This window comes from Oryzicola mucosus (assembly GCF_014534685.1).
Lineage (GTDB): Bacteria > Pseudomonadota > Alphaproteobacteria > Rhizobiales > Rhizobiaceae > Oryzicola > Oryzicola mucosus.
Genome location: NZ_JACVVX010000006.1, coordinates 156,194 through 178,096, shown reverse-complemented (window position 1 = coordinate 178,096; position 21,903 = coordinate 156,194). Strand labels below are relative to the sequence as shown.

The following is a 21,903-nucleotide window of genomic DNA, read 5'->3' as shown; positions in this document are numbered from 1 at the left end:
GCCGAAACGGATATGGAACCGCGCGTGAATCGTGAACTGCCCCCGGCTGAAAAGATACGCTTCAAACGAGGCGATATCTGTAATCTGGGAGCATTGCCCTCTGCCGAGGGGCAGGATCTGACGCCGCGACGCGTGATCGTAATGCGCAGAACGCGCAAATCCATCATTGCCTGCGCAGCTATTGTCGGCGGAGTGGTGCTTCTCGCGGTCTTGCTGTTGGAAGGTTTGAGCTTTTCCGGCTTCGGTCAGGAACGCCTGCGGCAGGAGGCCGAGGCCGCGATCGAACGGCTTGCCGGCATGGATGTCGATGTCTCCTCCGGACAGGCGCATCTCGCCTTCGACGGGCCCAGGCTGATCGCGGTGGAGATACCGGATGTATCGCTGAAACGCGCCGACGGTGTCTCCATGATGGACAATGGCACCATCCGCTTCGGCATCCGCCTGCTGCCCCTGCTCTACGGCAATGTCAGGCTCAGCAATGCAACGGTCTCGCAGGCCCGCGTGGTCGTGGGAGCTATGCCCGACACCGGCCGCTCGGATTGGCTGGCCGGTGTGCGCAACGGGCAGGGGCTGGTAGACCCTGACAAACTTGTCGCCGAAGTGTTTTCGCAGTTGAACAAGGCGTTCGACAGCGTAGCGGCCGGGACGACGCGCAAGGTCTCGCTGCAGAATGTCGATTTCATGTTGCCTGCGGGCGGCAGCCTGACACGCGTGTCGGTGGTCGCAGCCAATGTCTCGCAGTCGGTGCAGGGCGCTCTCCATCTCGCCGGGACTATCGACTTCGACGGCAGGAAGATGAACGTCACGGCCACGGCGACCCGGCAGGACAATCCCCGCCGCATCACCGCGCTGGACATTTCGGTGAAGACCGAGCCGGGGACTGAGCCCGATGCTGCTTCGCTGCCGGAAGGCAAGACGGCGCTCGGCACAACAGAGGTGACCATTACTGGAGCCGAAGGAACCGCCGATGAGCCCTCGCAGCTGAAGGCGGGTATCTCGGTCAAGAATTCGATGCTCGACATGGGAAATCGCGGCGTGCTGTCCGGCGACATCGAACTTGCCGCCAGGCTGGCAAGCGGCACCAACAAGCTCGAGGTCGACCGCCTGACGATCTCGACCGGCCGGTCGCTGTTCGATTTCACCGGCGTCGTGGGCCCGCGTCCACCGACAGGCGAGGCCAACGATGCGCCGGCCTATCGCTTCGATATGATCAGCCGCAATTCGCGTTCGGCGCCGGAAGACTCACCTGAGGCGCCGATCGAGTTCATGGCTAGGGTCGCCGGCGCTTATGACGTGAATTCCAGCACCTTGAATGCCGATGAGATCGGCGTGCGCTCCGGTGACAGCAGCGATCTTCTCGGCAAGGCGTCGATCCAGTTCGTCGAGGGAAAGACGCCCGGAATTGTGCTGGCCCTGAATGCGCATCAAATGCCGGTGGCGCATGTCAAGCAGTTCTGGCCCTGGCTGTCGGCGAGGGCGGCGCGCAGCTGGGTACTGCAAAAGTTGTTCGGAGGCAGGGTACCGGCCGGCGAGCTTCAGGTTCGCGTTGCCCCCGGTCGGTTGGGCGAGGGTACCCCTCTGGGGCGCGAAGAGTCGTTCGGTCGTTTCGAGGTGGTCGATACGCGGTTCGATGTGGCGGGTCACATCCCGCCCATTCGCGACGCCGCCGGTGTCGTCGACTTCGCCGGTACGGATGTCGACATCAGCCTTTCGTCAGGCTCCGTCTTCCTGCCCAGCGGTCGTTCCGTCGCTGCCACAAACGGTTCGCTGAAGATCACGGCCGCCCATATCCAGCCCTTGATCGGAAAGCTCGACATCGACGTCGCCGGCACCGCAGACGCCATCATCGAACTCACCTCCTATGACCCCATCAATGCGATGCGGAAGGTGGGTTTCCTGCCAGAGGACCTGTCGGGAACGGTGAAGGGCCATGTCCGCGCAGATATTCCGCTTGCCAAAGGCATCGATTCGAGCACGCTCGATTGGCTCGTCACACTTGATTATACTGACCTTTCGATCGCCAAACCCTTCAGCGGCCAGACGCTCACGGAAGCTGACGGCACCATAAACGTATCGCCGCAACAGGCGGTCATCTCCGCCAAAGGGTTGTTGAACGGTATCCCAGCCGAAATTGCCCTGACTGAGCCTTTGCGGCCCGACCAGCCGGCGCGCAATCTGGAGGTGACGCTCAATCTTGACGACAGGTCGCGAAACGCCCTTGTGCCCGGCCTTTCGGCGATGTTGTCCGGGCCGGTGAAGGTCAAGCTCGATGTCGCCGGCGAAGGCCAGCCGCAGAAGGTCGAGGCCGATCTGAGCCGAGCAAAGCTCGATCTGCCGTGGATCGGCTGGAGCAAGGGGGCCGGTGTTCCTGCTTCGGTGAGTTTCGTGCTGGCGCGCGAAGGTGCGCAGGCCACGTTGTCCGATTTTCAACTGGATGGAAAAACCTTTGGCGCGACAGGTTCGCTCGTCCTCAACGGCGGTAGTTTGACCTCGGCACGCTTCGACCGCGTCCAACTGAACCGCGACGACGAGGCTTCCATCACCATACGCCGCGAGGGGCGCGGCTATGCGATCTCCATCAATGGTGACAGCCTCGACGTTCGGCCATTGGTCAAGCAATTCATGAGCGAAGAAACCGGCACCAGATCGAAATCCAGCCTGGGATCGACGCCCATCGCCATCAACGCTAAGGTCGATACGCTCATCGGTTTCTATGATGAGCGTCTCTCGGGCGTAACTTTGAACTATGCCGGGTCAGGCTCGTCGATATCGTCGCTCGAGGTGAAAGCTACGTCGCGCGGCGGCGGCGCCATAACCATGTCCAACGGCGTTTCGGACGGCAATCGGCGCATTGAGATGCGGTCGTCCGATGCCGGTGCGGTGCTGCGTTTCCTCAATGTCTATGAGCGGATGAAGAGCGGCGGCATATCGCTCTCTCTGACCGGTCCGGAAGGCGGCACGCTCAAGGGCCTGGTCGACGCGCGCGATTTCGTTGTTGTCAACGAGCCGCGCCTTGCTTCCATCGTATCCACCCGCGCGCCGGGCTCCGACAGGAGCCTCAGCCAGGCCGTCGATCGCCAGATCGACACTTCCCAGGTGAAGTTCGAGCGCGGGGCCGCGAACATCGAAAGACGTCCGGGTTATCTCAGCCTTTCCAACGGCGTCCTGCGCGGGGCGGATATCGGCACGACGTTCCAAGGTGTCGTCTATGATGAAAACGACGTCATGAACCTGACCGGCACATTCATGCCGGCCTATGGGCTCAACCGGCTATTCGGCGAGTTGCCGCTGATCGGTGCCATCCTGGGAAACGGCCGGGATCGCGGGCTGATCGGCGTAACCTACAAGCTGTCGGGCAACGCCAAGTCACCCAATCTCAGCGTTAATCCGCTATCGGTGATAGCGCCCGGCATCTTCCGCGCCATTTTCGAATATTAAGGCTTCTCAACAAAGTTCGCCGAGAACTATCCGACGAGAGCGACCTTGAGCGAAAGATGAAAAAAGCCCCGCAAGCCACTCTCGCTGCGAGGCTTTCGTGTTTCAGAGGATCTACGATCAGGCCGGGCGGACGAGAATATGCTTCTTCTTGCCTAGCGAAAGCTTGATGACCCCCTCCGGCGACAGATCGGCGAGGGTGACGCCACGCCGGTCGTCGCTGACCGGCGCATCATTGATCCTGACTGCGCCGCCCTGGATATGCCGACGTGCCTCGCCGTTGCTGCCCGCCAATCCGGCTGTCACAAACAAGGCCAGGATGCCGACGCCGGACTCAAGTGTTGCCTTTGGCACTTCGACCGTCGGCAGGCTTTCGGACAGGGCGCCTTCCTCGAAGGTCTTGCGCGCTGTTTCCGACGCCTGATCGGCGGCATCGCGGCCGTGCAGAATCGCCGTCACCTCGGTGGCCAGAACCTTCTTGGCGTCGTTGATCTCCGAGCCGCCAAGTGCCGCCAGCCGCGCGATCTCGTCGAGCGGCAGCGTGGTGTACAGCTTGAGGAAGCGGCCGACATCGGCGTCTTCCGTGTTGCGCCAATACTGCCAGAACTCGTAAGGACTCAGCATGTCGGCGTTCAGCCAGACAGCACCGTTGAGCGACTTGCCCATCTTGGCGCCTGAAGCGGTGGTCAGCAGCGGCGATGTCAGTGCAAATAGCTGCGGCTGCTCCAGGCGGTGGCCGAGATCGATGCCGTTGATGATGTTGCCCCACTGATCCGACCCGCCCATCTGCAGCCGAGTGCCGTAGCGCTTGCTGAGTTCGACGAAGTCGTAGGCCTGCAGGATCATGTAGTTGAACTCGAGGAACGACAGAGACTGCTCCCGATCCAGCCGCTGCTTGACCGAATCGAAGCTCAGCATGCGGTTGACCGAGAAATGCCGGCCGACATCGCGCAGGAATTCGAGGTAGTTCAGCGGCGCCAGCCAGTCGGCATTGTTGACCATCAGCGCGTCGCGCGGGCCGTCGCCGAAGGTCAGGTAGTTGGCAAACACCTTCTTGATGCCGTCGATGTTTTGCTGGATGGTCTCGACTGTCATCAGCTTGCGGGCCTCGTCCTTGAAGGACGGATCGCCAACCATGCCGGTGCCGCCGCCCATCAGCGCGATGGGGCGATGGCCGGTCTGCTGCATCCAGTGCAGCATCATGATCTGGATCAGGCCGCCAGCATGAAGGCTCGATGCGGTCGGGTCGAAGCCGATATACGCCGTCACGGTTTCCTTTGCGAACAGGTCGTCGAGGCCGGTTTCATCCGAAATCTGGTGGATGAAGCCGCGCTCGGAAAGCGTGCGCAGGAAATCTGACTTGAAGGCGGACATTGTCTTTGTCTTTCGGCTGGGTCTCGGCTTTGCCGGTCTCTGTTGGTGTTGTGGATGCGCGCCTTTAACATCCCGGGGGCGGGAATCACAAGGACGGCGGTGTTTTTATGGCATTGGTGACGGCAATCGGGCTGATGAGCGGCACATCCATGGACGGCATCGATCTCGCCATAATGCGAACGGACGGCGTTTCGGTTATAGAGACCGGCCCATCCCACTTCGTTGCTTATGACGCAGCCTTCCGCCGCCGTATAGAGGCGTCGCTGGAGACGGCCAAGTCAGTCGTGGTTCGAACCGACCGTCCGGGGGGGCTGGCCGAGATCGAGCGCGATATCACGTTGCGCCATGCCGATGCCGTGAAAGCGTTCATGAACGCCCTGCCGCCGGAATGGCGCGAGGTCGACCTGATCGGCTTCCACGGCCAGACCGTTCTGCACCGGCCGCATCTTGGCGTGACTGTTCAACTCGGTGATGGAGCGCTGCTGGCAGGGGAAACCGGCATTCCAGTCATCTATGACATGCGCGCCAACGACATGGCGCATGGCGGGCAGGGCGCTCCATTGGTGCCGGCCTACCACGCAGCCCTGGCTCGGTCGCTGCCTGCGCCCCATGCCGGGCTGTTCCCAGTGGTCTTCGTCAACATCGGAGGGATTTCCAACGTCACCTATGTGCCAGAGACGGGCGAGCCGCTGGCTTTCGACAGCGGGCCAGGAAACGCGCTGATCGACCAGTGGGTCGACCGCGAAGGCGGCATTCCCTATGACGCAGGCGGGGCCATTGCCAGCGAGGGCGGGGTGGTGGAGCAGGTGGTAGACCGTTACCTGCACAAACCGTTCTTCAGGCGGCCCGGCCCGAAATCGCTCGACCGCAATGACTTCACGCTTGCCGAGGTCGAAGGGCTCGAACTGGCGGATGGCGCGCGTACCTTGGCGGCGGTCTCGGCACGCGCCATCGCCGTGTCGGCGAACCAGATGCCGCTTGCGCCGAAACTCTGGATCATCTGCGGCGGCGGCCGGAAAAACCCGCACATCGTCGGCGATCTCAGCGAGATCGCGCAAAGATCAGGCGCCGAAGTGATCGTCGCCGAAGATGCGGGCCTCGACGGCGACGCTACGGAAGCCGAGGCATGGGCCTATCTCGCGGTCCGTTCGCAGAAAGCTCTGCCGTTGACTTTTCCCGGCACCACCGGCTGCCGTGAAGCGGTGTCGGGCGGGGTACTCGCATCGCCTTTTGTTGAGGGTCATCAAAGCTTCACGCCCGCGTCAAGCGACTGACATTGGAACCCACTAGCTCCCGGCTGTTGGTTTTTCACCACTTTCGGGGACTCCCAGATGAAACACTCGATCCTGGCTGCCGCGGCTGCCTTTCTCGCCCTTTCCACGACCGTATCCTTCGCGCAGGAGCGCGAATTTCCGTCGAAGCTGACAGGCCATGCGATCCTGCCGGCCAACACGATCATCCCGGCGCCGGAAAACGCGCCCGAGCATCTGCGTTCGGCAGGCAAATTCTCGACCGCCGACCGTGTTCGCGCCACCGGCCTCGGTACAGTGCCAGGCAAGGACGGCGTTCGTCCGACGGGCCACTCACTGCCGTTTGACGGGCAGGCGGTTCAGGGCTTTTCGGGTATCAAGACGATGAGCGACGGGACCTTCTGGACGCTGTCCGACAACGGTTTTGGCAACAAGCTGAACTCCACCGACGCTGCCCTTATGATCCATCATGTCAAATTCGACTGGGATGCCGGCACCGTCGATCGCATGAAGACCGTCTTTTTGACCGATCCCGACAAGAAGGCGCCATTTCCGATCGCGCTCGAAGGGTCGGAGAACCGCTTCCTGACGGGTGGCGATTTCGATGTCGAATCCATCCAGCCCGTCGCCGATGGTTTCTGGATCGGCGAGGAGTTCGGTCCCTACCTGCTCAAGTTCGATCTCGACGGCAAGCTGACGGATGTCTTCGAGACGGTCGTCGAAGGCGAGCCGGTGCGTTCGCCGGATCATCCGGCGCTGAACCTTCCGGGCAACCCCGCGGCCAAGATGCCCACCTTCAACCTGAAGCGCTCCGGCGGCTATGAAGGGCTCGCCATGTCCAAGGACGGCTCGAAGCTCTACGCTCTTCTGGAAGGCCCACGCTATATGTCGGACGGTTCCGTGGAGAAGGCTGACGGCAAGACGGCCCTGCGCGTCGTCGAGTTCGATGTCGCCGGCAAGACATGGACGGGCCGCAGCTGGCTCTATCCTTTGGCTGACGGCGGCGAAGCGATTGGCGATTTCAACATGATCAGCGCAACAGAGGGTCTGGTGATCGAGCGCGACAATGGCGCTGGCGTGGCTTCAACGGCATGCGCCGATCCGAAGAGCCCTTCCGCCGACTGCTTTGCCACCCCGGCCAAGCTCAAGCGCATCTACAAGATCGAACTCACCGATGAGAACGCCGGCAAGGCGGCTCGCAAGATCGGCTATATCGATCTGATGAAGGTCGCCGATCCCGACAACAAAAAGCGCCAGGGCGGCGGCGAAGGCTTCTACGACATGCCTTTCGTCACCATCGAGAATGTCGATCTCGTTGACGACACCCACATCATCGTCGGCAATGACAACAACCTGCCGTTCTCGGCAGGGCGCGCGCTCGATAAGGCTGACGACAACGAGTTCGTCCTGCTCGAGGTTGGCGAGTTCCTGCAGGCCAAATAGTCCAGTTCCGATAACGAAGAAGGCCGGCGGATCGCTTCGCCGGCCTTCTTTATAAAGCAGCTGTCAGCGGCTCAGCGCAAACGCTTCGGCCGGGGGTCAGCCAACTCGCCGGCCATGCGGCGGTCGAGATAATCCGCACATTCCTCCAGCAGCAGATCGTGGTCGTTGGAGAAGAAATGGTTCGCGCCAGGCAGCGTCTTCTGAGTGATGGTGATGCCCTTCTGGGTGTGCAACTTATCGACCAGCCCCTGCACATCCTTGGGCGGCGCCACCTTGTCGGCATCGCCATGGATGATCAGGCCGGAAGACGGGCAGGGCGCCAGGAACGAGAAATCATAGGTGTTGGGCTGCGGCGCGACCGAGATGAAGCCTTCGATCTCCGGCCTGCGCATCAGAAGCTGCATTCCGATCCACGAACCGAAGGAATAACCGGCCACCCAGCAGCTCTTTGAGTCCGGATGCAGAGACTGAACCCAATCCAGCGCCGCCGCCGCATCCGACAGTTCGCCCGTGCCGTGGTCGAATTCGCCCTGGCTGCGCCCGATGCCGCGGAAGTTGAAGCGGAGCGTGGTGAAATCGCGCTTCTGGAACATATAGAAGAGGTCGTAGACGATCTTGTTGTTCATCGTCCCGCCGAATTGCGGGTGTGGATGCAGGACGATGGCAATCGGCGCGTTCTTTTCCTTCGACGGCTGGTACCGGCCTTCGAGACGACCGGACGGACCGTTGAAAATGACCTCGGGCATACAAAACTCCTCATTGGCGGTGCGCCAGTATGTAACAATTCCATGTCCCGCTTGACGCGGGACGCTAGTCTTCTTAGAAGCCAGTTTAGAATTGTTAAAAACTGGCGGCGCGTCCGCCTGTCTGGCAAAGCGGCTAGATAGGACGTCTGACCTTGCGATTTCAAGGAAAAACGGTTGTCTTGCGCCGAATGCCAAGCGACGGAGTAAAACGTACGGACATGGCCGGCCTGCGCGCCTATCTCGATCATAATGCCAGCGCGCCGCTGCTCGATGCGGCGCGGCAGGCTATGGTCGCGGCGCTCGACGTGGCCGCCAATCCATCATCCGTTCACGCCGAAGGCCGCGCCGCGCGTCGCATCGTCGAGGATGCCCGTCGCGATGTGGCCGCTCTGGTCGGCGCCAAGCCCGAGCATGTGATCTTTACGTCAGGCGCCACCGAGGCCGCCGCGACGCTGTTGACGCCGGATTGGCGCATGGGTCGGTCCGTGTTGCGCATGTCGCGCCTCTATGTCAGCTCAGCCGATCACCCCTGTATCCTGGGAGGCGGGCGGTTCGCTGCCGACCGTGTTGCGCACATCGGCGTCGATGCCCAGGGGGTCGCCGATCTCGGCGCTCTGGCGCAGGCACTTTCTGCTCATGATATGGCCGGGGGGGTGCCGCTTGTGGCGGTCCATGCGGCCAACAATGAGACCGGCGTCATCCAGCCTCTGGCGGCCATTGCCGCCTTGGTTAAGGCCGCGGGTGGTGTACTTGTGGTCGATGCGGTGCAGGCAGTGGGACGAATTCCGCTTGATATGTCAGGTGCTTACGGCGATTTCCTGATTCTGTCGTCGCACAAGATCGGCGGTCCTAAGGGTGTCGGCGCGATTGTCGGAAATAGCGATGTCATGATGCCGGCGCCGCTTATCTCCGGCGGCGGCCAGGAAAAAGGGCATCGCGCTGGGACGGAAAACCTGCCTGGCATCGCCGGTTTCGGCGCGGCCGCACGCAAAGCGCTCACCGCGCTGTCTGAAATCGAGATCGTTCGAGGCTTGCGCGACCGGTTTGAACAGTCCATCAGGACGCTCGCGCCAGATGCCGAGATTCACGGCGCGAATGCGGATCGCATTGCAAACACAAGCTTCTTCTCGGTTCCCGGGTTGAAGGCGGAAACAGCCCAGATCGCGTTCGACCTCGCTGGCATAGCCCTTTCCGCTGGCTCAGCCTGCTCGTCGGGCAAGGTCGGTCCCAGTCATGTGCTCCAGGCTATGGGGCATGTGGATGGACTCGGGGCGCTGAGGGTCTCCATCGGCCCGCAAACGGCCGATGCGGAGCTTGATCTTTTCTCGGACGCGCTGGCCAAGCTTTTGGCGCGTTCGCGAGTGACGAAAGCCGCCTGACGGCGGGAATTGGCCCAAGGGCCGCTGAACGGGTGTGTCAGGGAGGCGAAAAGCCTTCTTCCGGGTGAATTTCCGGCAAACGCACACTATATTGAACTTACGCCGCTCTGCGGTGCCATAGTTTGAAAACTGCCGGGTCTTGACCCCGGCGTGGATGGAGAACGCCGATGCCTGCTGTGCAGGAAACGATCGAGCAGGTCCGCAAGATCGATGTGGATCAGTATAAGTACGGATTTGAATCCTTTATCGAGATGGATAAGGCCCCAAAGGGCCTGAGCGAGGACACGGTCCGCTTCATCTCTGCGAAGAAGGGCGAACCCGCATGGATGCTCGAATGGCGGCTTGAAGCCTATCGACGCTGGCTGACGCTCGAAGAGCCCAATTGGGCGCGCGTCGACTATCCCAAGATCGACTTCCAGGACATCTATTATTACGCCGCGCCGAAATCGACGCCTGGCCCGACCTCGCTCGACGAGGTCGACCCCGAAATCCTCAAGGTTTATGAAAAGCTCGGCATTCCGCTCAAGGAGCAGGAGATTCTTGCCGGGGTTCAGAAGCCTGTTGAGGATACCGAAGAGGCCAATGACAACGTCTACAAGTCGGGCCGCGTCGCCGTTGACGCGGTGTTCGATTCCGTCTCGGTCGTGACCACCTTCAAGAAGGAACTGGCTGCCGCCGGCGTCATCTTCTGCTCGATTTCCGAGGCGATCCGCGAGCACCCGGAACTGGTCAAGAAGTATATCGGCTCGGTCGTGCCGACCACCGACAACTATTATGCGACGCTGAACTCCGCCGTTTTCACCGACGGGTCGTTCGTCTTCGTGCCCAAAGGCGTGCGCTGCCCGATGGAGCTGTCGACCTATTTCCGCATCAACGAGAAGAACACCGGCCAGTTCGAACGGACGCTCATCATCTGCGAAGAGGGCGCCTACGTTTCCTATCTTGAAGGCTGCACGGCACCGCAGCGAGACGAGAACCAGCTGCACGCTGCTGTCGTCGAACTGGTGGCGCTTGACGATGCCGAAATCAAATATTCGACCGTCCAGAACTGGTATCCCGGCGATGCGCAGGGGAAGGGCGGCATCTACAACTTCGTCACCAAGCGTGGCGATTGCCGCGGCGACCGCTCCAAAATCTCCTGGACACAGGTCGAGACCGGCTCTGCCATCACCTGGAAATATCCGAGCTGCATCCTGCGCGGCGACGACAGCCAGGGCGAGTTTTATTCTATCGCGGTGTCGAACGGCTACCAGCAGGTCGACAGCGGTACCAAGATGATCCATCTCGGCAAGAACACGCGCAGCCGGATCATCTCCAAGGGCATCGCCGCAGGCTTCTCGCAGAACACCTATCGTGGTCAGGTCTCGGCGCATCGCAAGGCGACCAACGCGCGTAACTTCACCAATTGCGACAGCTTGCTGATCGGAGATCAGTGCGGCGCCCATACCGTGCCTTACATGGAGGCCAAGAACGCGACCGCGCAGTTCGAGCACGAGGCCACGACCTCGAAGATTTCGGACGACCAGAAGTTCTATGTCATGCAGCGCGGCATTCCGGAGGAGGAGGCGATTGCGCTGATCGTCAACGGCTTCGTCAAGGAAGTCATCCAGGAACTGCCGATGGAGTTCGCTGTAGAAGCGCAGAAATTGATCGGCATCAGCCTAGAGGGCAGCGTGGGGTGATGGATAACGGCCGCGAGACCGACAACTCAGATGAAAAGCTGCGCAGAAAAAGGCATTTGGGCTGGATGTTGCTCGCTTGGCCATTACTGATCATTGGAGCGCTGGCGCTGAAATATGTCGGTCTCGACAGTGAAGATCATCTTATGGCTCTCGTTGTGATCCCGCCGCTGACCTTCCTCTTGGGCCTTTATTTCATGAAGGATGTAGTGACGGCTTTCGTTTTTTTCGTCTTGCCGGTTTTGCTCTACTTCGTTGGCCGCGGTGTTATCGCTGGGCTGTCGCCTTGATCAGGCGATGACCGAAAGGACAGAGAGCCTGAGGACTGCTTAAAGGCGACCGAAAAGTGTTCGTAGAAAGAAGAAAAAATGCTTGAGATCAAGAACCTCCACGCGAAGATCGCGGGGACCGACACCGAAATCATCCGCGGCCTGAACTTGACCGTGAAGGCGGGCGAGGTCGCTGCTATCATGGGCCCGAACGGTTCGGGCAAGTCGACGCTGTCCTACATCCTGGCCGGTCGCGACGACTATGAAGTCACCGAAGGCGACATCCTCTATAATGGCGAGAGCATCCTGGAGATGGATCCCGCCGAGCGCGCCGCCAAGGGCATCTTCCTTGCGTTCCAGTATCCGATGGAGATACCGGGCGTCGCGACCATGGAGTTCCTGAAGGTCGCGATGAACTCGCAGCGCAAGGCGCGCGGCGAAGAGCCGCTCAAGATTCCGGACTTCATCAAGCGCGTGAAGGAGGCTGCGGCCTCGCTCAGCATGAACCCCGACATGCTCAAGCGTCCGCTCAATGTCGGCTTCTCCGGCGGCGAGAAGAAGCGCGCCGAGATCCTGCAGATGAAGCTCCTGGAGCCGAAGCTGTGCGTGCTGGACGAGACCGACTCCGGTCTCGACATCGATGCGCTGAAGATCGTCTCCGACGGCGTCAACGCGCTGCGCTCGCCCGATCGCGCAGTTGTGGTCATCACTCACTATCAGCGTCTGCTGGAGCACATCGTGCCGGACAGCGTGCATGTGCTCTACAAGGGGCAGGTCATCAAGTCGGGCGACAAGTCGCTCGCGCTGGAACTCGAAGCCAACGGCTATGCCGGCGTGATCGAAGAAGCAGCGTGAGGTGGTGGCCATGAACATTCACGCAACGCCCCAGAGGACGCCGGCAGAGACGGCCTTCGTCGATGCTTTCGGCGACCGGCTGACGCAACTGCCGGGCGATCCGGCTGTCATGGTCAAGCGTGACGGCGCTATCGAGCAGGTCAAGGCCGGCCTGCCGACGCGGCGGATCGAATCCTGGCACTACACCGATTTGCGCCGCCTGCTGACCTCGGTGGCGGATTTCGACGCTGCCGCCTCGACAACGGCTCTCGCACCGCTGATCGAGGGCTCGAAGGTGCTGACGCTCGCCAACGGTGTCTCCGTAGATGACAAGGCGGCTCTGGATGGCGTGTCGGTTGTCCGCTTGTCGGAAAAGCTCGTCGATGGCAGTTTCGCTCCCGCGCTCGATCTGTACGGTTCCGATGATGCGATTGGCGCGGTGAATTCCGCCTTCGTCGCCGACGGTTATTTCGTCGACATTGCCGACGGCATTGAACTGGAGCAGCCGCTTGAACTGCAGAACCTCCAGGGTGGTGCACAGAGCCATGTACGACTGCCGGTGCGCGCCGGCAAAGGCGTGAAGGCGACCATCGTCGAACGGCAGACCGGAACGGGTGCTGCGACCGTCAGCTGCGTCAGCCAGCTTCTGATCGGCGACGATGCCGAGATCACCTGGGTGATCGTGCAGGAACAGCCGGATACCGCGACGCATGTCGCCCAGTTCAAGGCCGAGATAGGCGCGAATGCCAAGCTCCGCCTGTTCTTCATGAATGCCGGCGGCAAGCTGGTGCGGCAGGAAGTGATCGTCAAGGCCGCAGGCGAGGGCGCGGAATTCACAATGCGCGGCGTCAACCTGCTTTCGGGCGACGCCCATACCGACGTGACCATGGTGCTCGACCATGCGGTGCCCAACACGAGTTCGACCGAACTGGTGCGCAACATCGTGACCGGCCGCGCCAAGGGCGTGTTCCAGGGCCGTATCAACGTGCATCAATATGCGCAGAAGACCGATGCCAAGATGGCCTGCAACACGCTGCTCCTGTCGGACGATGCCGAGTTCTCGACCAAGCCGGAGCTCGAGATCTTCGCCGACGACGTGCAGTGCGGCCATGGCGCTACCGTCACCGAGATCGACCGCACCCATCTGTTCTACCTGATGGCGCGCGGTATCGAGGAAAAGGCGGCGCGGGGCTTGCTGGTCAAAGCGTTCCTCGCTGAGGTCATCGAGGAAATGGAAGACGAGCCGCTGGTGGAAGCACTGGAAGCCAAGCTGAACGACTGGTTCGAAACGCATGTGTAGATGATGGTCGCGCGGCCTTCACGGGAGTTGCCGTCATCCTCGGGCTTGTCCCGACGATCTGCGGCGGCACCATTCAAGGGCGCGGATACTTTTTCACCGGCAGCAGATCCTCGGGACAAGCCCGAGGATGACGGGCGAAGGGTTTGAAATGAACCGGCAACTGACCACCTCCTATGACGTCGAGGCCATCCGCCGCGACTTTCCGATTTTGTCGCGGGAGGTGTATGGCAAGCCGCTCGTCTATCTCGACAACGGCGCCTCGGCACAGAAGCCGATGGCGGTGCTTGACGCCATCAACCACGCCTACCGCAACGAATATGCCAATGTGCATCGCGGACTGCATTTTCTCTCCAATGCCGCCACCGACGCCTATGAGAAGGCGCGTGAGAGCGTGCGCCGCTTCTTGAACGCACCGAGTGCGGAAAACATCGTCTTCACCTCCAGCACCACGGCGGCGATCAACACCGTTGCCTATGGTTTCGGCATGCCGAATATCGGCGAGGGCGACGAGATCGTCCTGTCGATCATGGAGCACCACTCCAACATTGTGCCGTGGCATTTCATCCGCGAGCGTCAGGGCGCGAAGCTCGTCTGGGTGCCGGTCGACGATCTCGGCGTTCTCCATATCGAAGAATTTGAAAAGCGCCTCACCGACCGCACCAAGCTGGTTGCGATCACGCACATGTCCAACATGCTCGGCACTGTGACGCCGATCAAGGAGATGGTCCGCATCGCCCATGCGCGCGGCATTCCGGTGCTGGTCGACGGCAGCCAGAGTGCCGTGCACATGCCGGTCGACGTCCAGGACCTGGACTGCGATTTCTTCGTGCTGACGGGCCACAAGGTTTACGGCCCCAGCGGCATTGGCGTGCTCTACGGCAAGCGCGATATGCTGGAGCGTATGCGCCCTTTCCAGGGCGGCGGCGAGATGATCGTCGAGGTCACCGAAGACGACGTTACCTATAGCGAGCCGCCACATCGGTTCGAGGCCGGCACGCCGCCGATCGTCCAAGCCATAGGACTGGGCGCCGCGCTCGACTACATGGACGCTGTCGGTCGCGATCGCATCGCCGCGCACGAAGCTTCGCTGAAGAGCTATGCTCATGAGAGGCTTAGCGCGGTCAACTCGCTGCGCATCTTCGGCGACGCGCCTGGAAAAGGTGCCATCGTCTCCTTCGAATTGGAGGGAATTCACGCCCATGACGTCGCCATGGTCATCGACCGGCAGGGCGTCGCCGTGCGCGCCGGTACGCATTGCGCCCAGCCGCTGTTGAAACGGTTTGGCGTTACCTCCACATGCAGGGCATCCTTTGCCATGTACAACACGAAGGCAGAAGTCGACCTTCTGGCAGAAGCGCTTGAAAAGGCGCGGAAATTTTTCGGGTGACGATGATGGACGATCTACCGACTGAGACTGCTGCCGCTGTCGCGGAGTCCGCTTCCGCTATTCCAGCCGAGGAACTGGCGCGCATCACCGATGACATTGTTGGTGCGCTGAAGACGGTCTATGACCCGGAAATTCCGGCCGACATTTACGAACTTGGCCTGATTTACAAGATCGACATCGAGGATGACCGCAACGTCAAAATCGACATGACTTTGACCGCGCCAGGGTGTCCTGTCGCTGGCGAGATGCCCGGCTGGGTCGAAAACGCAGTCGGCGCGGTCGAAGGTGTATCAGGCGTCGAGGTCAGCATGACCTTCGATCCGCCCTGGACCCCCGATCGTATGTCCGAAGAGGCCCAGGTCGCCGTGGGTTGGTACTAGTCGTTGAAGATATAGACCACTTCGCGGGTCGCGGGATCGATCAGCGCGGTGCGGCCTGCGATATCGACATACTGGTATTCTCGTTCCAACGGCTGCTCAAGCACCAGTTGACCGGGTTCGTAGCCGTCCGGGAGAATTGAGCCGACCGAAAGCTCGTAATCGGACGGAACTTCGACCATTGGCTCGATCGGGTGCTCGACAATATATTCGCGCACCACCACTTCCTGTTCCGGCGTGATCAGAATGGTATCCGCGTTGGCCAACGCGCTCGAAGCGAATAGCACGGCGCCGGCGGCAATCGGAATAAAGCTCTTGGGTGTCATGGGTTGTTTCTCCTTGTGACGAAAACAAAAACCCCCGACACCTCGGCTTCGTTCCGGAAACACGCGTTCACTCGTGCTGTCGCGGCTGTCACATTCGTGATTACACGCCGCGCATCGCTTTGTCTGAACACTTGCCATGAGGTGGTTCTTCGACCATCTATAAGGCATTCCGCCGGCCTTGAACCGGTGAGCAATGGAGACTGATATGGGACGCTTTGCCGTCATAAACATTACCGACAAGGCCGCTGACCGTGTGCGCGAGGTCGTGAATGCCCGAGAAAACGCTCGTGGTATTCGCCTTGGCATCAAAAAAGGCGGCTGCGCTGGGATGGAATATACCATCGATCTTGTGACCGAGCCCAAGCCGGGCGACGATCATGTCGAGCATGCCGGCGCGCATGTCTATGTCGCGCCCGAAGCCGCGCTTTTCCTGCTCGGAACCGAAATGGACTTCGAGACCACGACGCTGCGGACCGGCTTCACCTTCCGCAACCCCAATCAGAGCTCGGCCTGCGGCTGTGGCGAATCGGTGGAATTGAAGCCTGCCGATCTGAAGGCCCTGGCGGAAGCGCGCACGGCTGCGAACGCGGCCTGAGCGATGGACGCCGAGGCCATCCGCGATCTGTTCGCCGGGCTTGGCGAGGTCTCAATCCGCCGCATGTTCGGCGGCAAGGGCGTTTATTTCGACGGCTTGATCGTGGGTGTCGATCTGTATGGCGATGTGATGCTGAAGGCTGACGATATCAGCGCGCCGGATTTCGCTGCCGCGGGTGCGGTTCAGTGGGTCTATGAGAATAAGAAGGGTACCCCGGTGAAGATGCCCTATTGGTCGATCCCCGACAGCGCGCTCGACGACCCCGACGAACTCGCCGTCTGGACACGCAAGGCGTTCGAGGCTGCGCGGCGCAGCGTCAAGTGACTACACGCCGGCGGGTGGAAACGCCTCGCGCAATGTATCCCCTTCTACCAGCCTGGCGAGAATGGTACCCGCGATTTTCGCGCGCTCAAGGTCTGGGAAGGCTGGATGCTCAGGCATGCCGATCTCAAATGCGGCGCCATGTTCAAAGCCAAGCATCCAGCCTTTTCCGAAGATCATGCCGCGTTTGAGGCCCTTGTCGGCAAGCGCCGAAGCGAGTTCAGCCGCGGACACGCCGGCTGCCAGCTCCGCGAGATCGCGCGCACCATCCACATCCAGGAAAACACAGTCGAGGCGGTTTGCGACGGATGCCAGGCGCGTGGCTGCGGCCGCCGTCAGCGCAAGGCCATAAAGAGGTGTGGCTGTCGCGAGCCCGGCAAGCTTTACCATCGCCGCCGAGGGCAGGCTGGTGTCGAACAGCACGGCATCAGCGTTCGCCACGGCGTCGCGCGCCTTCGAGCGGCGCAACTGTTTGGGGAAGGCCAGATCGAACAGGGCTATGTCGGAAAGCGCGGCCACGGGCTTTCCTTCCGCGTCGAACAACTCGGTGGCATTTGGCGTCGTCCGGTCAAGAAAAACCACGGAGTGATCGGCAATCCCGGCCTTTTCGATAGCCAGAGCGACCCGCTCGCCGGCGGCGTCTCCACCGCGGACGGACATGATGCTGACGTCGACGTCTCGTGAGACCGCGGAGGAGAGGGTGTCGAACAACGCGCCGCCCGGGCGCTCTACCAGTTTTCCGCTACCGAACAGGCCTTGGGCGGCGAGCGTGTTGAAGCGACCTTCCCTCAACATGAGAACAGCACCCACTCCAAGCAGCTTCTTCCGCATCGCCTCAAGCCTCGACGGTTGTCTGCATGTCGTGCGATTCGGCCCGTCGCACAGGTTGGAGCGAAAGACAGCCTAATTCCCGCAACGTGGGCAAAGGTGCCAAACAAAAATAGAACAAAATGCGTTTTCCATTATTTTCCAATGCCATAGACCCTCTTGCAAAAAGAGAACAAAAGCGGTACATAAAATACATCTGCGACGGCCCAGTCCGGCCTTCATTGACGACCAAGGGGTGATGTATCATGGCTCAGAACTCATTGCGGCTGGTAGAGGATAGTTCGGTGGATAAATCAAAAGCTCTGGATGCGGCGCTGTCGCAGATCGAGCGTGCTTTCGGCAAGGGCTCGATCATGCGGCTCGGTGCCAACGAGCAGGTGGTCGAGATCGGCACGGTGTCGACGGGCTCTCTGGGGCTGGATATTGCGCTTGGCGTCGGCGGTCTGCCGCGTGGCCGTATCATCGAAATTTACGGGCCGGAAAGCTCGGGTAAGACAACGCTTGCCTTGCATACGATTGCCGAGGCCCAGAAAAAGGGCGGCATTTGTGCGTTCGTGGACGCCGAGCATGCGCTCGATCCCGTCTATGCCCGCAAGCTGGGCGTCGATCTGGAAAATCTGCTGATTTCCCAGCCCGATACCGGTGAGCAGGCGCTTGAAATCTGCGACACGCTTGTCCGCTCCGGCGCTATCGATGTGCTGGTGGTCGATTCGGTTGCCGCTCTGACGCCGCGCGCCGAAATCGAGGGCGAGATGGGCGATTCGCTGCCAGGTCTTCAGGCTCGTCTGATGAGCCAGGCGCTGCGGAAGCTGACCGCCTCGATCTCGCGCTCTAACACCATGGTCATCTTCATCAACCAGATACGTATGAAGATCGGCGTCATGTTCGGCTCGCCTGAGACGACGACGGGCGGTAATGCGCTGAAGTTCTATGCCTCGGTGCGTCTCGATATCCGTCGTATCGGCGCAGTGAAGGATCGCGACGAGGTCGTCGGGAACCAGACTCGCGTCAAGGTCGTCAAGAACAAGCTTGCGCCGCCCTTCAAGCAGGTCGAATTCGACATCATGTATGGCGAGGGGGTGTCGAAGACCGGCGAACTGGTCGATCTTGGCGTCAAGGCTGGTGTCGTGGAGAAGTCGGGCGCCTGGTTCTCCTACAATTCCCAGCGTCTTGGCCAGGGCCGCGAGAACGCCAAGCAGTTCCTGCGCGACAATCCCGATACGATGCGGGAGATCGAATTGGTCCTGCGCCAGAATGCCGGCCTGATTGCCGAGAAGTTCCTGGAAAACGGTTCGCGCGAGGAAGATGATTCCGAAGACGAAGCTGGCGCGATGTAGGTCTTGCCCGGACTTGGCGGTGATGCCGTCGTTGGTTTGAGTATGTTGGACCGCCGGATGGAAACGCCCGGCGGTCTTTCTTTTGGGGGTGTGGGGTGCTTATTGAAGCGCGTTCATGTGTGTTTCTGGACAGTTCCCGGTCTGGTCGCTAAAAGGCCATGTCCAATTTCCGCCTGCGGGCGGTTTCTTCGAAAGCGACGGCGACCAGAGGCGGCAAGATGAGTGGCGTTAACGAAATTCGGTCGACATTTCTCGACTACTTCCGCAAGAATGGCCATGAGGTCGTTGCCTCAAGCCCGTTGGTGCCGCGCAACGACCCGACCTTGATGTTCACCAACGCCGGGATGGTGCAATTCAAGAACGTCTTTACCGGTCTTGAGACCCGTCCATACAGCCGCGCGACCACCTCGCAGAAGTGCGTCCGCGCCGGTGGCAAGCATAACGATCTCGACAATGTCGGCTACACCGCCCGGCACCACACCTTCTTCGAGATGCTGGGCAATTTTTCCTTCGGCGACTACTTCAAGGAGCAGGCTATCGAGCTTGCCTGGAATCTTTTGACAAAGGATTTCGCGCTCGACCGCAACAAGCTCCTTGTCACCGTCTATCACACCGACGACGAAGCTGCCGGCTTCTGGAAGAAGATCGCCGGCCTGTCCGACGACAAGATCATCCGCATCGCCACGAGCGACAATTTCTGGGCAATGGGCGATACCGGTCCGTGCGGCCCTTGCTCGGAAATCTTCTACGACCATGGCGAGAATATTCCCGGCGGCCCTCCCGGGAGCCCCGATGAAGACGGCGACCGTTTCATTGAGATCTGGAACCTCGTCTTCATGCAGTATGAGCAGATCACGAAGGAACAGCGCGTTGACCTTCCGCGCCCGTCCATCGATACTGGGATGGGCTTGGAGCGTGTCGCTGCCGTTTTGCAGGGCGAGCATGACAATTACGACATCGACCTCTTCCGCGCCCTGATCCGTGCGTCCGAGGAGGCGACGGGCGTCAAGGCCGAAGGCAAGAACCGCGCGAGCCATCGCATCATTGCCGACCATCTGCGGGCGTCGAGCTTCCTCATTGCTGATGGCGTCCTGCCATCCAACGAAGGACGCGGCTATGTGTTGCGCCGGATCATGCGCCGCGCCATGCGCCACGCGCAGCTTCTGGGTGCTGCAGACCCGTTGATGTGGCGTCTCGTGCCTGCTCTGGTGCGTGAGATGGGCCAGGCCTATCCGGAACTGGTTCGCAGCCAGGCGTTAATTACAGAAACGCTGAAGCTCGAGGAAACGCGGTTCCGCAAGACGCTTGCGCGCGGTCTCGGCCTGCTTGCGGACGCGACGGAAACGCTCGGCAGCGGTGACCGGCTTGATGGCGAAACCGCCTTCAAGCTCTATGACACCTATGGATTTCCGCTTGATCTCACGCAGGATGCGTTGCGCCAGCGCGGTGTCTCGGTGGATCTGGACGGATTCAACGCGGCGATGGAGCGCCAGAAGACGGAAGCGCGCGCCAATTGGGCGGGCTCCGGCGAGTCGGCCACAGAAGTGGTGTGGTTCGGTGTCAAGGATAAGGCCGGCGCTACGGAGTTCCTCGGCTACGACACGGAAAGTGCCGAAGGCGTGATCGCGGCACTCGTTAGAGATGGTGCCGTTGTCGATGCGGTGTCGGAAGGCGAGACGGTCGGCATCGTTGTCAACCAGACCCCGTTCTATGCCGAGTCCGGCGGGCAGATGGGCGATACCGGAACCATGACGGGCCAAGGCTTCGCGGTCGAGATCACCGAAACACAGAAGAAGGGCGACGGCCTGTTCGTGCATACCGGTCGCGTGACCAGGGGTACGGTTGCTACCGGTGCCGCGGTTGAAATGAAGGTCGATCACGCGCGCCGCACGCGCCTTCGATCCAACCATTCCGCCACGCATCTGGTGCACGAGGCGCTGCGCGAGGTTCTGGGCACCCATGTGGCGCAAAAGGGCTCGCTCGTCGCGCCCGAACGCCTGCGTTTCGACTTCTCGCACCCCAAGCCGATTTCGGCTGAGGAGTTGGAGCGGGTCGAGGCGATGGCCAATGAGGTCGTGGTCCAGAACAGCCCCGTCAGCACACGTCTCATGAGCGTCGACGACGCCATTGCCGAAGGCGCGATGGCGCTGTTCGGCGAAAAATATGGCGATGAGGTTCGCGTCGTGTCGATGGGCACCGGATTGCATGGCGACAAGGCCGGCAAGCCATATTCGGTCGAACTTTGCGGCGGCACGCATGTCTCTGCCACCGGCGATATCGGTCTTGTCCGGCTCGTGTCGGAAGGTGCCGTCGCTGCCGGTGTCCGCCGCATCGAAGCACTGACGGGCGAGGCTGCGCGCCGTCATCTCGACGAGCAGGATCGCCGGCTCAAGTCGGTCGCCGCGACATTGAAGGTCGCACCGGGCGATGTTCCCGCCCGTGTCGAGGCATTGCTGGACGAGCGCAAGAAACTCGAGCGCGAATTGTCTGAGGCGCGGCGCAAGCTCGCCATGGGCGGCGGGCAGGGCGGCTCAACAGATATCGTGCGCGATATTGCCGGCGTGAAGTTCCTCGGCAAGGCGGTATCGGGCGTCGATCCAAAGGACCTCAAGGGGCTTGCCGACGAGGGCAAGGCCACCGTCGGGTCCGGCATCGTCGCCCTGATCGGCGTGTCGGAAGACGGCAAGGCCAGCGCTGTGGTGGCAGTGACCTCCGATCTCTCAGGCCGGTTCAGCGCTGTCGATCTCGTCCGCGTCGCTTCCGCAGCACTCGGTGGCAAGGGCGGGGGCGGCCGGCCGGATATGGCTCAGGCCGGTGGACCCGACGGCTCGAAGGCTGAAGAGGCGGTCGAGGCGGTCGCCAGCGCTATAGCCGGCTGATCCTCGAGATATCTCCTGAAAACGGCGGGCGCAGTCCCGCCGTTTTTGCTTTGTGCTCCGACGCGTCGATATCAGTTCAGGGCAGCAAGGAAAGCTGACGTCAGATACGAGAAAACCCGGCGCGAGGCCGGGTTTTTTGTGCTC

Annotated in this window: 18 protein-coding genes; 14 read left to right on the top strand and 4 right to left on the bottom strand. The window is 61.1% G+C overall.

What is annotated here, in order from left to right:
* Positions 1–24: 24 nt before the first annotated feature.
* Positions 25–3,438: a YhdP family protein gene (locus ICI42_RS18580; RefSeq protein ID WP_188166100.1), complete on the top strand. Its 3,414-nt coding sequence runs from the start codon at positions 25–27 to the stop codon at positions 3,436–3,438.
* Between the two features lie 117 nt (positions 3,439–3,555).
* Here the strand turns inward: ICI42_RS18580 and tyrS are convergent, their stop codons facing one another.
* Positions 3,556–4,809: a tyrosine--tRNA ligase gene (gene tyrS, locus ICI42_RS18575; protein ID WP_188166099.1), complete on the bottom strand. Its 1,254-nt coding sequence runs from the start codon at positions 4,807–4,809 to the stop codon at positions 3,556–3,558.
* Positions 4,810–4,916: 107 nt separating this feature from the next.
* On the opposite strand from tyrS, the gene ICI42_RS18570 reads away from it, so the two are divergent.
* Both ICI42_RS18570 and ICI42_RS18565 read left to right on the top strand, forming a co-directional pair.
* Positions 4,917–6,083 carry an anhydro-N-acetylmuramic acid kinase gene (locus ICI42_RS18570; protein WP_188166098.1) on the top strand — a complete coding sequence of 389 codons (1,167 nt, stop codon included), beginning with the start codon at positions 4,917–4,919 and terminating at the stop codon, positions 6,081–6,083.
* A gap of 57 nt (positions 6,084–6,140) precedes the next feature.
* Positions 6,141–7,502, top strand: a complete 1,362-nt coding sequence (locus ICI42_RS18565; RefSeq protein ID WP_188166097.1) for an esterase-like activity of phytase family protein — start codon at positions 6,141–6,143, stop codon at positions 7,500–7,502.
* Between the two features lie 71 nt (positions 7,503–7,573).
* Here ICI42_RS18565 and ICI42_RS18560 read toward each other — a convergent pair whose 3' ends face one another.
* Positions 7,574–8,248, bottom strand: coding sequence for an alpha/beta hydrolase (locus ICI42_RS18560; protein ID WP_188166096.1), 675 nt, complete (start codon positions 8,246–8,248; stop codon positions 7,574–7,576).
* A 218-nt stretch (positions 8,249–8,466) separates the two neighbouring features.
* On the opposite strand from ICI42_RS18560, the gene ICI42_RS18555 reads away from it, so the two are divergent.
* The 7 genes from ICI42_RS18555 to ICI42_RS18525 all read left to right on the top strand — a co-directional run bounded on the left by ICI42_RS18555 (position 8,467) and on the right by ICI42_RS18525 (position 15,476).
* On the top strand, positions 8,467–9,627 hold the full coding sequence (locus tag ICI42_RS18555; RefSeq protein WP_188166095.1) for a cysteine desulfurase family protein: 1,161 nt from the start codon (positions 8,467–8,469) through the stop codon (positions 9,625–9,627).
* A gap of 167 nt (positions 9,628–9,794) precedes the next feature.
* The gene (gene sufB / locus ICI42_RS18550; RefSeq protein WP_188166094.1) at positions 9,795–11,309 is read left to right on the top strand and encodes a Fe-S cluster assembly protein SufB; all 1,515 of its coding nucleotides are present in this window, start codon (positions 9,795–9,797) and stop codon (positions 11,307–11,309) included.
* Positions 11,309–11,596, top strand: a complete 288-nt coding sequence (locus ICI42_RS18545; RefSeq protein WP_188166093.1) for a hypothetical protein — start codon at positions 11,309–11,311, stop codon at positions 11,594–11,596. Before sufB ends, ICI42_RS18545 begins: the two co-directional genes overlap by 1 nt.
* A gap of 78 nt (positions 11,597–11,674) precedes the next feature.
* Positions 11,675–12,430 carry a Fe-S cluster assembly ATPase SufC gene (gene sufC / locus ICI42_RS18540; protein ID WP_188166092.1) on the top strand — a complete coding sequence of 252 codons (756 nt, stop codon included), beginning with the start codon at positions 11,675–11,677 and terminating at the stop codon, positions 12,428–12,430.
* Between the two features lie 10 nt (positions 12,431–12,440).
* A complete protein-coding gene (sufD, locus tag ICI42_RS18535; RefSeq protein ID WP_188166091.1) occupies positions 12,441–13,709 on the top strand; it encodes a Fe-S cluster assembly protein SufD in 1,269 nt (422 codons plus the stop codon).
* A 148-nt stretch (positions 13,710–13,857) separates the two neighbouring features.
* Positions 13,858–15,096: a cysteine desulfurase gene (locus ICI42_RS18530; protein ID WP_188166090.1), complete on the top strand. Its 1,239-nt coding sequence runs from the start codon at positions 13,858–13,860 to the stop codon at positions 15,094–15,096.
* Positions 15,097–15,101: 5 nt separating this feature from the next.
* Positions 15,102–15,476, top strand: a complete 375-nt coding sequence (locus ICI42_RS18525) for an SUF system Fe-S cluster assembly protein (RefSeq protein WP_407945182.1) — start codon at positions 15,102–15,104, stop codon at positions 15,474–15,476.
* Here the strand turns inward: ICI42_RS18525 and ICI42_RS18520 are convergent.
* Entirely contained in the window at positions 15,473–15,799 is a 327-nt protein-coding gene (locus ICI42_RS18520) for a DUF1236 domain-containing protein (protein WP_188166089.1), read from the bottom strand. The genes ICI42_RS18525 and ICI42_RS18520 overlap by 4 nt on opposite strands.
* A gap of 205 nt (positions 15,800–16,004) precedes the next feature.
* Between ICI42_RS18520 and sufA the strand changes: the two genes are divergently transcribed.
* Both sufA and ICI42_RS18510 read left to right on the top strand, forming a co-directional pair.
* Complete coding sequence (gene sufA, locus ICI42_RS18515) at positions 16,005–16,394, top strand: Fe-S cluster assembly scaffold SufA (RefSeq protein ID WP_188166088.1); 390 nt, start codon at positions 16,005–16,007, stop codon at positions 16,392–16,394.
* A 3-nt stretch (positions 16,395–16,397) separates the two neighbouring features.
* On the top strand, positions 16,398–16,718 hold the full coding sequence (locus tag ICI42_RS18510; protein ID WP_188166087.1) for a TfoX/Sxy family protein: 321 nt from the start codon (positions 16,398–16,400) through the stop codon (positions 16,716–16,718).
* Here ICI42_RS18510 and ICI42_RS18505 read toward each other — a convergent pair whose 3' ends face one another.
* The gene (locus tag ICI42_RS18505; protein ID WP_188166086.1) at positions 16,719–17,546 is read right to left on the bottom strand and encodes a carbohydrate kinase family protein; all 828 of its coding nucleotides are present in this window, start codon (positions 17,544–17,546) and stop codon (positions 16,719–16,721) included.
* A 242-nt stretch (positions 17,547–17,788) separates the two neighbouring features.
* Between ICI42_RS18505 and recA the strand changes: the two genes are divergently transcribed.
* Together recA and alaS are read left to right on the top strand one after the other, a co-directional pair.
* Positions 17,789–18,880, top strand: a complete 1,092-nt coding sequence (recA, locus tag ICI42_RS18500; protein WP_188166085.1) for a recombinase RecA — start codon at positions 17,789–17,791, stop codon at positions 18,878–18,880.
* 218 nt (positions 18,881–19,098) lie between these two features.
* A complete protein-coding gene (gene alaS / locus ICI42_RS18495) occupies positions 19,099–21,759 on the top strand; it encodes an alanine--tRNA ligase (protein ID WP_188166084.1) in 2,661 nt (886 codons plus the stop codon).
* Positions 21,760–21,903: the final 144 nt, after the last annotated feature.

What these genes read in the sequence shown, in the direction of transcription:
- tyrS (WP_188166099.1), bottom strand. Translation starts at nt 4,809, where the DNA reads ATGTCCGCCTTCAAGTCAGATTTCCTGCGCACGCTTTCCGAGCGCGGC.
- ICI42_RS18570 (WP_188166098.1), top strand. Translation starts at nt 4,917, where the DNA reads ATGGCATTGGTGACGGCAATCGGGCTGATGAGCGGCACATCCATGGAC.
- ICI42_RS18565 (WP_188166097.1), top strand. Translation starts at nt 6,141, where the DNA reads ATGAAACACTCGATCCTGGCTGCCGCGGCTGCCTTTCTCGCCCTTTCC.
- ICI42_RS18560 (WP_188166096.1), bottom strand. Translation starts at nt 8,248, where the DNA reads ATGCCCGAGGTCATTTTCAACGGTCCGTCCGGTCGTCTCGAAGGCCGG.
- ICI42_RS18555 (WP_188166095.1), top strand. Translation starts at nt 8,467, where the DNA reads ATGGCCGGCCTGCGCGCCTATCTCGATCATAATGCCAGCGCGCCGCTG.
- sufB (WP_188166094.1), top strand. Translation starts at nt 9,795, where the DNA reads ATGCCTGCTGTGCAGGAAACGATCGAGCAGGTCCGCAAGATCGATGTG.
- ICI42_RS18545 (WP_188166093.1), top strand. Translation starts at nt 11,309, where the DNA reads ATGGATAACGGCCGCGAGACCGACAACTCAGATGAAAAGCTGCGCAGA.
- sufC (WP_188166092.1), top strand. Translation starts at nt 11,675, where the DNA reads ATGCTTGAGATCAAGAACCTCCACGCGAAGATCGCGGGGACCGACACC.
- sufD (WP_188166091.1), top strand. Translation starts at nt 12,441, where the DNA reads ATGAACATTCACGCAACGCCCCAGAGGACGCCGGCAGAGACGGCCTTC.
- ICI42_RS18530 (WP_188166090.1), top strand. Translation starts at nt 13,858, where the DNA reads ATGAACCGGCAACTGACCACCTCCTATGACGTCGAGGCCATCCGCCGC.
- ICI42_RS18525 (WP_407945182.1), top strand. Translation starts at nt 15,102, where the DNA reads ATGGACGATCTACCGACTGAGACTGCTGCCGCTGTCGCGGAGTCCGCT.
- ICI42_RS18520 (WP_188166089.1), bottom strand. Translation starts at nt 15,799, where the DNA reads ATGACACCCAAGAGCTTTATTCCGATTGCCGCCGGCGCCGTGCTATTC.
- sufA (WP_188166088.1), top strand. Translation starts at nt 16,005, where the DNA reads ATGGGACGCTTTGCCGTCATAAACATTACCGACAAGGCCGCTGACCGT.
- ICI42_RS18510 (WP_188166087.1), top strand. Translation starts at nt 16,398, where the DNA reads ATGGACGCCGAGGCCATCCGCGATCTGTTCGCCGGGCTTGGCGAGGTC.
- ICI42_RS18505 (WP_188166086.1), bottom strand. Translation starts at nt 17,546, where the DNA reads ATGCGGAAGAAGCTGCTTGGAGTGGGTGCTGTTCTCATGTTGAGGGAA.
- recA (WP_188166085.1), top strand. Translation starts at nt 17,789, where the DNA reads ATGGCTCAGAACTCATTGCGGCTGGTAGAGGATAGTTCGGTGGATAAA.
- alaS (WP_188166084.1), top strand. Translation starts at nt 19,099, where the DNA reads ATGAGTGGCGTTAACGAAATTCGGTCGACATTTCTCGACTACTTCCGC.